This window comes from Erysipelatoclostridium sp. DFI.2.3, assembly GCF_019132535.1.
GTDB classification, from domain to species: domain Bacteria; phylum Bacillota_I; class Bacilli_A; order Erysipelotrichales; family Erysipelotrichaceae; genus Clostridium_AQ; species Clostridium_AQ innocuum.
Genome location: NZ_JAHOOJ010000002.1, coordinates 192,820 through 205,192 on the forward strand (window position 1 = coordinate 192,820; position 12,373 = coordinate 205,192).

The window sequence follows — 12,373 nt, forward strand, 5'->3', positions numbered from 1 at the left end:
AAAAATGTATAAAGAAAGTGTCAAGAAGAATTTTCGTTACATAATGTCAAAATGTGTGCGTGTGGTTTTTGCAGTAATTTTAATATTAAATTATATGCCTTTGCAAATCAAAGCAGAAGAGAATACGAATGGGAATATAACAGATAGTGAATATAATCCAAAATATACCATTCAACATTACTTAAATTACCCAGCAATGGTTTTAGATATTCCAAATAATGATAATAAGACAGGCATGGATTTAGTAAATGAGCAAGCATCTAAGACAGATACGATGATTGTATGGCGAACAGACGCTTCACGAGAAAACAATTTACCACGTAATTTTAAGAAACAAAATAGTTATGGAGAAGAACATAATGTGGATGAATTATATGAACAAAGTCCACATTCTCAAATAAACTTAAATAATGATGGAACAGTAAAAACAAAAAATGAATTACGAAAATTGTTCGCTGATGAGAAAACATATTTCTTTGAAAAATCACAAATGCGATTCATGAATAAACTTTATAATAATGCAAGTGAAAATCATTATAATAAAAATTACACATTAAAACAGGTTTGGCTTTTGAAAAAAGATTGTGATAAAGATAGTACTGAAGAAGATGATTTTTATATTTTAAATGTGCCTGTTATGGATGATGGAATCCACCATGATCCCTCTAAGTTTATTTTCACTAATTATGAAGACAATCAGGCATTTAAGTCTAAAGGTACTATAAATAATAATGGTGTGAAATTTGTTGGAAATGAAGACGATGGTTATACGATTTTAATTACTGAAGATACGGTCATCCGCCTGGTTTTTGAACCAACTACAGAAGAAAATTATAATTATGATGCAGTGAATTTTTTCGATTATGATATAACGGATGGATGGATTTATACTACAGAAGGTGCAGTTAATTCAGCAAGAAATGGTGAAGCGGTACCTAATATAAGCAAAGAGGTTGATGAGGCAATAGAAAACCAAAATTTAGAAGGATTAGTTTCAGGCAGTACATGGAATGTAGATGGTAAACTTCCAACTTCTTATCAAAGCAAGGATGAATTGAAAAATGTAACATTTTATGCAAACACAGCAAAACAAGGTATAAATAACCCCAATAATCTTCCTACTGGAGTAGAACAAAAATTTGCTTTTGGCAACGATAATGCTGGGACTGGATTAGGAAAGAATACTTGGACGGATCCTGAAGGTGTAGAGACATCATTAAATATGACTAATGTAGGAAATCGCGCTGGAACCAGTAGATGGGGTGGTAAATTCTTTGGCCCAAGTCTTCGAGGGGCAACATTTAATTTGGCTCAAGGTGTCAATGAAAATGGAAGCATTAGGTGGAGTGAGGGGGTAAATGCACCTCCAATCTTTTCAACAGCTACAGATACTTTGAATTTAGATGGTATAGATAATCCAAAAGGAATACAAGGAAAAACGGCATATTTAAAATATAGTGCATATGGGACAGAAAATTCTGAAGAAAATTATAGCTTGCAGTTTTCACGTTTGGGAGGTACATATACTTTATCTGGAGTTAAGAAAAATGATGGGTACCAAGTTAGTAGGAATTTAGATAAATTTTCAAAAAACGCTTCATCTATTTATTCTAATGAATTTTGGCCGATGGATTATGCTTCTTCATATGGAACAGATGGACACGATCTTAAATTTGGAAATCCAAATTCCAAAGATTTTAGAAAATTTGTTGGAATTGATGCATCTGGATCCCTTCCAACAAGTGATGATCAAGGTAATGATCATAATTCTTACTTTGGGATGACAACATATTTTGACTTTGTGTTACAACCCGGATATTGTGGACCATTGAATTACTTCTTTTATGGAGATGATGATTTATTAGTGTTCTTATCAGAAACAACTGTTTCTGAGGATGGTACAGTTACAGTTGATCATACGAAAAGTGTACAAGTGGCAGACATGGGTGGAGTTCACTCGTCATTAGGTATGTACGTAGATTTGTGGGAATTTATCAATGGAGCAGAAGATATAAAAAATAAAGATGGAGATGCAATTGCCAAAGGTATTCCATATGAAGGTGAGAAGAAAACATATCGTTTATCTGTATATTACACAGAAAGAGGAGCATCTGGCTCTTCATGCTATATGAGATTTACAGTTCCATTTGAAGAACTGGCAACAAATCCAGTCACTTTTGATCAAGAACTTAAAATCGAGAAAATTGTTAAGAGCAATTCAGCAGAAGATAAGGGTGTATATGCATTTCAGTTGGATTTAACGACACCTAATGGAATTTCTATGGTTAATAAATATCCATATAAGAGATATGATGCAAATGGAAAAGAAATTAGTACTTCTAATGCTTCAATTGTCAGTGGAACAAAATTCTTTTTAAAGGATGGAGAGAAAGTGCTGATTTCTCATTTGCCAAAAGATACTGAGAAGGATTTGGAGAAAGGCTATGGATATACTGTAAGAGAATTAGGAAGAATAGATTCATCTAGTAAGGGATACCCTGATGACTTGAACCCAGGTGATGTTACAGTTATTCCATTGACTCCAAAAGATTCAACAACCTTTATGACAGGAACAATTAAAGAGGGATTAGGTCAAAATTTAATATTAGGTGTTAGTTATGAGGATGAATTTGATAAAAACAATTATGTTCGTTTTATTAATGCCAAAGAACCTGGAATGTTAGAATTAGAAAAGCAATTATCTGTTGGTACGGAATCAACAGATGAGGATTTCAATTTCAACGTCTATTTCACAAAAGCAGATGGGACACCTTTGAATTCTTTATCATGGTTTAAAAGCTTGACTGATATTGAAAGTCCAAACTGGGTTGAACAATCAGATATTGAATTGCAAGATGGTAAAGGCGTGTTATCAATTAAAGCTGGTGAAAAGGTTCTGATTTATAATTTACCAGAAGGGGCAACCTATACTATTACAGAAGCCAAAAACACAAATTATGGGGTCGAAGAGATTGTTATTACAGGAAGTGGGACGATAAATAAAGACGAAGCTTCTGGAAAGGTTACTGGAACTATTGTAGTGGATGAGAATGTGAGCGTGATAGATCAAAAAACGCCATCTAATACCATTAAATATGTCAATGCAAAAATAGAAACAAGTGGCTTGACAGTAACAAAAGAAGTTGGAGGAACGCACGGCGATAAAGACAGGGAGTTCCATTTCACGATAACGCTCGATGATAAGACGATCAGCGGAAAATTTGGTGATATGGACTTCACGGACGGCGTGGCGGCAATCACATTAAAACACGGACAGAGATCAACGGCAACGGGACTTCCTGCAGGTATCGGATATACCGTGGAAGAAACAGAAGCCAACCAAGACGGCTATGTAACGACATCTAAAGGAGATAAGGGAACTGTTCCGGCGAATGGTGATGTGGATATCAAGTTTATCAACTACAAGGAAGTAACATCAGAGAAGCCGTCCACACCTGATAAACCTGACGCGTCAGACACTCCAAAAACTCCAAAAACGGATGACAAAACAAATATAGAGTTATATCTATCATTGTTTGCAATGAGCGGACTGTTAATTGCCATTTTAGCTGTATTGAAGAAAAAGAAAATATTGAAAAACCGATAAAGATCTTTAAATAAGATTGTAACGGCTACATAACTCACATTGACGGAGTGAACCAGACACGGTGGCGGGGAAATCCCAAGATTTTTCTGCCATGCTTGCAAGTGGCTGGTTCACTTCATCTGTGAGAGAGCCTGTGGCGAGCGATTGTATAGCCCCCGTTATCTAACAAGGGGGGCACAAAAAACTGGAAACTGTATATCACAACAGACAGAAAACGCTGTATTTACAAGGTAAATCGGCATTTTAACAGATGTGATAAAAAAGTTGCCGATATTACTATGAAAACTGAATATTGTAGCATGAAAGACAGTTGATTTTTAATAAGTTGGCTGTCTTTTTTTATTGATTATGACACAGGCAATTATCCATAAGCGGTAGTTGCCTTTTTGATTGGAGGAATGAATATTGAACAATGATGATTTTATCAGAGAATTAAAACTGAAACGTGAAGAATACGGAGTATCACAAAATAAGCTGGCGGTTGCCTGCGGTATCACTCGTGAGCATTACAACCGCATTGAAAAAGGGAAACTTCCATTGACAGAAAAACTCAAGGAAACCTTAACAAAGGAAATCGAGCGTTTCAATCCGCAAGAGCCATTGTTCCAGCTGATTGATTACTTTCGTGTCCGTTTCCCTACGACAGACGCACTAAGGATTATAAGAAATATTTTACATATCAATCCAAAATATATGCTCTATGAGGATTACGGGAAATACGGATATGAGTGTCAGTATGTTATCGGCGATATTGCGGTACTGTGTTCACAAAACATACAGTTAGGAGTTCTGATTGAATTAAGGGGCAAAGGCTGTCGGCAGATGGAAAGCTATCTGCTGGCACAGGAAAAAAGCTGGTATGATTTCATGCTGAACTGTCTGACTGCTGACGGGGTAATGAAGCGGATTGACCTCGCTATCAATGACAAAGCAGGAATATTGGATATTCCCACGCTAAAGGCAAAATACAAGGCTGGCGAATGTATCTCCTACTTTCGTAGTCAAAAAGACTATGGCGGTTCACAAAAATGCGGTGATGATGTTCCAAAGAATACGGGGGAAACGCTGTATCTCGGTTCAACCAACAGTCAGCTCCATTCCTGCATTTATCAAAAGAATTATGAGCAGTATGTAAAGAACGGTGCAAATATTGAAGATACGGAGATTAAAAACCGTTTTGAGATACGATTGAAAGATGACCGAGCCATTCATGCGGTCATGGATTTACTGACTTATCGTGACGTGGAGCATACCGCTTTTTCTATCATCAACCACTATCTGCGTTTTGTGGACAGAGAGGACGGGAAACCAAAGAATAAATGGAAACTCAATGCCGACTGGGCATGGTTTATCGGGGAAAATCGGGAAAAGCTGAAACTGACGACACAGCCTGAACCATACACGCTGGAACGAGCGTTGCAGTGGCTACACAGACAGGTTGCTCCTACGCTAAAGATGGTGGCGGAACTAGATAAGCAGAACCATACAACGATACTGCAAGATATGATTGAACATACAGAGTTAAAAGAAAAGCATAAACACCTGTTGCAATTAGAAAAATCAGATATAAGAGACAGGATTGATACCGCTGTTCCACAAGAGAATGACGGTATTTTTTAGTGCATGGAGAAAAAATTTTTAAAATGAGTTGCAAATCAAGGTTTCGTGTTGAGTGTTATACAGAAGAAAATCATTCTTTTATCTGTCCGACTTAACAAATGATACGTTTCATTCCCTATATGAAGCGGAAGAAAAAACAGGAAAATATTCATTTTCTGCAACAATTTCGCTTTGCGTGGGTAGCTAGTGGGTGAAAGGAAATCTCTATATTTTTCTGAAAATGGCAACAAATCACGCTTTTGTGTCGAGTGTTGGTCGGAAAGAAAAAATGATTGATGATTGCCATTTTATCCGTTCCATACGTACTAATGACGGAATAGGTGATTTTCTTCTTTCCAGTGTTCTTTGACAACTGAATAAAGCAGTCAGATACGTTAGACAATCAGCGAGCCTTTGGAGCCGATACGCCATGACCTTATCTAAGCTAAGCGAGCGAACCACTGTCAGCGTCCATGAGAAAAATTTGTCCTCTTTCTTCGCCATGACCTGTTCTGTCTGATAATGATACTCCCGTACAGCCATAGTTTGAGCGTTCAAAGCGTCGCACGCAATGGGTACGGTTGCATGAGAACCATGCAGAGGTGAAATTCCTGTGGGTAATGACAAATACCGTTTGACTGCTTAGAAAATATCGAAAGAAAGGAGGAATGTATTATTGATAATGCTGTAAAAAATCAAAAAAAGACGAATCAACAGACAATGAAAATTGCCAGCAGACGAACAACAAAAATCGTTGTAAAAGAGCATTTTTCAAAACAGGGTAAAACAATGGAAGAACTTTTAACTGATGTCATGTTAGAAAAAGCGAAGCAGACAATCGCATAAAAAGAGTGCTGTTGTAAAAATAGATTGAATGAGAAAAACAACCCATGTTATACTTTATCTGCAAGCAGGTATTGTAAGCATGGGTTGGTTATAAAGGAGGATAACTGACAGATGAAACAACAGATTTACAATACCGCACTTTATCTTAGGTTGAGCCGAGATGATGAATTACAGGGTGAAAGTTCCAGCATTACCACACAGAGGAGTATGTTGCGTCTTTATGCGAAAGAACATCATTTGAATGTCGTTGATGAATATATTGACGATGGCTGGTCGGGAACAAATTTTGAAAGACCGAGTTTCCAAAGAATGATTGAAGATATAGAAGCAGGAAAAATCAACTGTGTTGTTACGAAAGACCTTTCCCGTCTTGGCAGAAACTATATTATGACTGGGCAATATACAGAATTGTATTTCCCAAGTCATAATGTCCGTTACATAGCGATTGATGACGGTGTAGACAGCGAAAAAGGCGAAAGTGAGATTGCACCATTTAAAAATATCATCAATGAATGGGTTGCAAGAGATACGAGCCGTAAAGTGAAATCAGCTTTTAAGACAAAATTTGCAGAGGGTGCGTATTATGGGGCTTATGCTCCGTTAGGATATAAGAAACACCCCGACATCAAAGGGAAACTGTTGGTTGATGAGGAAACAAAATGGATTGTTGAAAAAATCTTCTCTTTAGCCTATCAAGGTTACGGTAGTGCAAAAATCACAAAAATACTGCGAGAAGAAAAAGTCCCGACAGCGTCTTGGTTGAATTTTACAAGGTACGGTACTTTTGCACATATCTTTGAGGGAAAGCCCGAAAGTAAACGTTATGAGTGGACGATTGCTCATGTTAAAGCAATATTAAAAAGTGAAGTCTATATAGGAAACAGCGTTCATAATCGACAATCAACCGTTTCTTTCAAAAGCAAGAAGAAAGTACGAAAGCCCGAAAGCGAATGGTTTTGAGTAGAAAACACGCACGAACCGATTATTGACAAGGAAATGTTCTATCGTGTGCAGGAACAGATAAAATCAAGGCGTAGACAGACAAAGGAAAAGGCAACGCCGATATTTGCAGGGCTTGTCAAGTGTGCGGATTGTGGCTGGTCTATGAGATTTGCAACAAATAAGGCAAATAAAACACCGTATAGTTATTATTCTTGCAGTTTCTACGGACAGTTTGGTAAAGGTTATTGTTCTATGCACTATATCCGCTATGATGTGCTGTATCAAGCCGTATTGGAACGATTGCAGTATTGGGCTAAGGCAGTACAGCAGGACGAAGAAAAGGTATTGCATAAGATACAGAAAGTCGGTAATGCAGAGCGGATACGGGAAAAGAAGAAAAAGGCAAATGCTTTGAAGAAAGCCGAGAACCGACAAAATGAGATTGACCGTTTATTTGCGAAAATGTATGAAGATAGAGCCTGTGAGAAGATAACAGAACGAAACTTCATTATGCTGTCGGGGAAATATCAAAAGGAACAGATAGAATTAGAACAGCAGATAACCAACCTAAGAGAAGAATTAAGTAAAATGGAACAGGATATGATAGGTGCTGAAAAGTGGATTGAGTTAATCAAGGAGTATTCCGTACCAAAGGAACTTACAGCACCGTTATTAAATGCAATGATAGAAAAAATACTCATTCACGAAGCAACAACGAATGAGGACAACGAAAGAATACAGGAAATAGAGATATACTACCGATTTATTGGAAAAGTAGACTGATAAAGAGGTTTCATATCTTTAACTAAGGGAAACTGGTACTGCCAATCCGGATATGGAGAATCTGAAAACACTCTCCAGAAGCTTGCGGGTCAGCATTGATGAGCTGCTGGGAAATAAAATCCCCCTGGAAAAAGAGGTTGTTAAGGAAAAGGAAGTTATTTATGTGCATAACCGCTATACATATGAAAAGCGGTATCGCTCCAAGCTGTCAATCTGTGGAATTCCCCTTGTGGATATCAATGTTGGAAGAGGACGTACGGAGGAAGGCTATTGGCGGGTTGCCAAGGGAATTATTGCGATTGGAAATGTTTCCGTCGGCGTGATTTCCATCGGACTTTTAAGTGTGGGACTATGCAGTCTGGGTCTGCTCACACTGGGGCTATTGTTCGCCATCGGTCCGCTTGCATTATCCTACTTTGCCATTGGCTGTCTGGCTATCGGCTACATCAGCATCGGTGCGATTGCTATCGGTGTATACAGTATCGGTGCGATTTCCATCGGGTTTAAATTTGCCATCGGCGCTCTTGCATATGGTGAGATTGCGATGGGGACAAATCCGGTTGGGGATATCGTATACCATCTGCGCTCCTCCAATACCTGCTTTCTGGATTCGCAGGAATACCTGCAGTTTCAGGAATACCTGTCCAGAGAATCACTGCCGAAAATCATTGAATTCTTTGTACAGGTGATACCATTGTGCTGAAACAAGGAAGCAGCGCTGCTCATACAGGGGAGATTAGATTTCTTAATCGATTGTATAACTGTAAAAAACGGATATAGGTAAACAGAGGTGTGCGAAGCTGCGTATGCTCATATCTGATGCTATGAAGCAGCATTTTCATAAAACACAGTCTTGTGAAAGAAATCAACACAATGCCGGATTCTGTATAGTTCTGGCATTTTTTATATTTCACTTTAGCGATTTAAAAGAATCAGGCTGTCATCCGTATTTTTTTTCTATTCCTGTATTCCTATTGTGAAAAATATGATAAAATGAAGCCTTGTAGGTGATAAAATGAAAAATATGACACAGGGCAATGTCACAAAGCTGATTATGGCATTTGCGATACCTGTTTTACTTGGTAATGTATTTCAGCAATTCTATACCATGGCGGATACCATGATGGTTGGTCAGATTCTGGGGGTAAATTCCCTTGCGGCTATCGGTGCGAGTGCGTCGCTTTCCAATCTGGTTATTGGACTTTGCACTGGTGTTTCCATGGGTGTTTCCATCATGATTGCTCAATATTACGGAGCGCGTGATGAAGAGGGCATGAAAAAAGCCACGGCAGGATGTATCAAGCTTTGCATGATCAGTGTTGTTGTGATCTTTGTAGTCGCAATCCTGTTGAAAAAGCCGCTGCTGTATCTGTTACAGACACCATCCTCCATTCTGGGGATGGCGGATTCCTATCTGACCATTATTATCGTTGGACTGTTTGTGACCATGGCATACAATATGATGGCGAGTATGATGCGTTCCATCGGAGACAGTCGGACACCTCTGTATTTTCTAATCATAGCATCCATTCTCAACGTGGCTCTTGACTATATATTTATCGCAATCATCCAGCTGGGGGTGGCTGGTGCAGCATATGCTACTGTTATTGCACAGCTGGTAAGCGTTATCCTCTGCTTTCTTTATATGCGTAAGAAATATCCGATGTTCATCGTTAAAAAAGAGGATTTCCATGTCGAGCGTGAAATTCTGAGAAAGCAGTTATCCATGGGAATTTCCATGGGCTTGATGAATTCCATCGTTTCTCTAGGCTCTGTCATATTGCAAAGTGCGGTAAACAGTCTGGGAGAAGTAACGATTGCAGCACATACCGCAGCCCGCAAGGTAGTGGAAATGTTTATGCAGCCGCTGATCAGCATTGCGATTGCCGATACGACCTTTGTTTCTCAGAACCTCGGTGCACAGCGGTTTTCCAGAATCCGTGCAGGTATGAAATCCAGTGTATGGATCAGCTTTCTGTGGGTGTGTATTGTGGTTCTCTTATCCTTTACCTGCATTGACTTCTTCATCGGCTTTCTTGTCAATGCAAAGCAGACGGAGGTGATCTCTCTGGCGGCTTATTATACCCGCATCAGCAGTGTCTTCTATTTCATCCTGGCTGTCTTGTTTATTTATCGAAACGGTTTGCAGGGTCTGGGCAACGGCAGGGGTCCGATCATTTCCAGCTGTATCGAAATGGCGGTGAAAATAGCGGCAACCTTTGCCTTGATCCCGTTTACCGGCTATACCGGTGTGTGCCTTGCGGAACCGATTGCATGGTCGCTCATGGGACCGTGTCTGATGGTGTTTTTCTATCGTGATCTCAAAAGAAAGGAACAGCAGCTGGAGATGCATACGATGGAAGCATATCAAAAAATTGAATTACCATAACCAAAACAATGGCATTTGCACAGGATTGCAGATGTCATTTTTACTAATGCAACGGCAAAGCTGTACAAAAATAAAAACAGGTATCCCCGTAAGCAGGATCGAATCGATAGCTTAAAGCTTGTCTTTTTATGAAACAGAAGCTGTAAAAACGAAGGCAGCTATATGAAAAAAGAATTCCAACCAGCAGGCTAGTCAAAATCCTTTTCCAGTGATATTTTCAATATTTCCGTAAAACGCAGAAAGCTGGGTTTTTTGAAAAAATTCTGCAGCAGCTCCTCATTGCGCACAAAGGTGCTCATATAATACCAGAACTGAAATGCCTTCGGATTATTCTTTTCAATGGATACCAGCATAACTACACGAACATTGTGATTCTTATCCCATGCGATGGGCTTTTTCAATACCCCCAGAGATACAAAGGTTTCATCCGAAAACGGTGTGAGCGGATGCGGTACGGCAATGCAGTTACCGAAGTAAGAGCTGGTAATCTGTTCCCTTGCTTTAATGACCTCCAGAAACTCATCATCCAGCTTATATTTTTCAATGGCATTGCGACAGATAATATCCAGAATTTCTTCCTTATCCTTCACCTCACCATAGAAATAACAATCCTCACTGAACTTCTCCAGTATGGAATCCGTGTCTGTATAGCCGTTGATTGCCAGATTGATTTTTTCAAAATCCTTCTCATCCGGGAAAATACTGATCAGTGTAATACCACCCTTATATTTCTCACTGTTTCTATCGGTGGAGAAAATAGCATCATAATCCTCGGTATCGAAATCGTCATTGTCTCCGGTGATAAAGGTAATCTCTGCAATCTGATTGGGAAACCAGGTTAAAATCTTATGACGCAGCAGGACTGTTTCCGACTTGCGAAGCGATGTGATAATCAAGATTTTCTTTGCGGAATTTCCCAGATGAATATTTTCCAGCCCGTAATTGAAATACAGGGACAGATAGGAAATTTCATCCGCAGAAACATTCAGATGAAACCGTTCCTTGATCAGCAGCGTAAAGTATAGGGCGATATCATAAGCAAGCGGAAAGGACTGTTTGATTTCCGGTGCCATCATATTATTAAGCTGTGTTCCGGATTTGATACGGTAAATGAGCGGTACCAGATGCAGTGCAAGAAACAGCTTCAGGCTTTCCGCAGGCTCAAAGTTGACACAGAACTTGTTGCGAATATACAAAAAGGAATCGTTGATAAAATCATTGACCTCCTTTTGTAGATGATCATTTCTGGAGTAATCAAGCTTTCCCAGAATGGTCTGCGTCAACAGATTGATCTCGTTCATCATGTATTGCTTCTTGATGCGGTATCTGGTAAGAAAGCGCGTCAGTATTTCCGTGGAAATCTGATATTCTGTGGAATCCGGCATATCCTGTTCCATTTGCTGTTCAATGAAATGTCCCTTTCTGACTCTGCGCAGTGTGAGTGCGATATGCGCAGTAATATTCTGAATGGTCTGTTCATTGATCTGATAATGGTATTTGAAAAACACATCAGCCACTACATTGTATATATTCGATACATCCTCGGATAATGCAAAGTGATCGGTGGATTCATCATTGATTTCATTTTTTGCGATGCACATCCGCTTGTCAATTTCTCTGCCCTCGATCTTATAGCCGAGATTTGTTTTATGTACCAGTGCAAGATCGTATTGCTTTAACAGCTTTTTGATTTCGTTCAGTGCGTGATACAGTGTGGATTCACTGATATAGAAGGTCTCTGTCAGTGTGTATTTCGATACATAGCCGGTCGCATCCATCAGCATTTTCATAACGGAGTGAACTCGGTTTTTTGTATTACAGGAAAGCTGCAGCGTTTTCTTGCGCAGAATCTCCATGTCCTTTTCAAATGCCGCATCATCCAGTACACATAATCTGGTTCCCTTTCCTGCAAGTGTATCCAGTACAAATGAGGAATAGGAATCGCAAAAATCACGGACGATCTTCAGCTCGTTTTTTACTGTCCGTACACTGATATCAAACATAGCAGCGAGTTCATTGGATGAAACATACGTTCCCCGGTTTTCCACATAAAAAGATAATATCGAGTATTGTCTCTTTGTCAGCATTTTATCACCTGCAATCCTTACCCCCTCTGTTTCATTTTCTAGTATACCCCAATCCATTTCAAAAATATTTTAATCTTATTGCACGAGCATCCGTGCAGAATGGAAAAAGCAATCCTTCGG

Annotated in this window: 6 protein-coding genes and 1 pseudogene; 6 read left to right on the forward strand and 1 reads right to left on the reverse strand. The window is 39.2% G+C overall.

Annotated elements, in window-relative coordinates:
• Nucleotides 1–4 precede the first annotated feature (4 nt).
• The 6 genes and pseudogenes from KSZ58_RS02935 to KSZ58_RS02960 all read left to right on the forward strand — a co-directional run bounded on the left by KSZ58_RS02935 (nucleotide 5) and on the right by KSZ58_RS02960 (nucleotide 10,166).
• Complete coding sequence (locus KSZ58_RS02935) at nucleotides 5–3,607, forward strand: DUF5979 domain-containing protein (protein ID WP_009269930.1); 3,603 nt, start codon at nucleotides 5–7, stop codon at nucleotides 3,605–3,607.
• Between the two features lie 405 nt (nucleotides 3,608–4,012).
• Complete coding sequence (locus KSZ58_RS02940; RefSeq protein WP_009269929.1) at nucleotides 4,013–5,227, forward strand: replication initiation factor domain-containing protein; 1,215 nt, start codon at nucleotides 4,013–4,015, stop codon at nucleotides 5,225–5,227.
• Nucleotides 5,228–5,833: 606 nt separating this feature from the next.
• Complete coding sequence (locus KSZ58_RS23350; RefSeq protein ID WP_040014059.1) at nucleotides 5,834–6,052, forward strand: hypothetical protein; 219 nt, start codon at nucleotides 5,834–5,836, stop codon at nucleotides 6,050–6,052.
• 111 nt (nucleotides 6,053–6,163) lie between these two features.
• Nucleotides 6,164–7,777, forward strand: a pseudogene (locus KSZ58_RS02950) (recombinase family protein).
• Between the two features lie 52 nt (nucleotides 7,778–7,829).
• On the forward strand, nucleotides 7,830–8,480 hold the full coding sequence (locus KSZ58_RS02955) for a hypothetical protein (RefSeq protein WP_009269926.1): 651 nt from the start codon (nucleotides 7,830–7,832) through the stop codon (nucleotides 8,478–8,480).
• A 312-nt stretch (nucleotides 8,481–8,792) separates the two neighbouring features.
• The gene (locus tag KSZ58_RS02960; protein WP_008816385.1) at nucleotides 8,793–10,166 is read left to right on the forward strand and encodes an MATE family efflux transporter; all 1,374 of its coding nucleotides are present in this window, start codon (nucleotides 8,793–8,795) and stop codon (nucleotides 10,164–10,166) included.
• A gap of 188 nt (nucleotides 10,167–10,354) precedes the next feature.
• Here KSZ58_RS02960 and KSZ58_RS02965 read toward each other — a convergent pair whose 3' ends face one another.
• The gene (locus KSZ58_RS02965) at nucleotides 10,355–12,310 is read right to left on the reverse strand and encodes a transcription antiterminator (protein WP_009269925.1); all 1,956 of its coding nucleotides are present in this window, start codon (nucleotides 12,308–12,310) and stop codon (nucleotides 10,355–10,357) included.
• Between the last annotated feature and the right edge of the window lie 63 nt (nucleotides 12,311–12,373).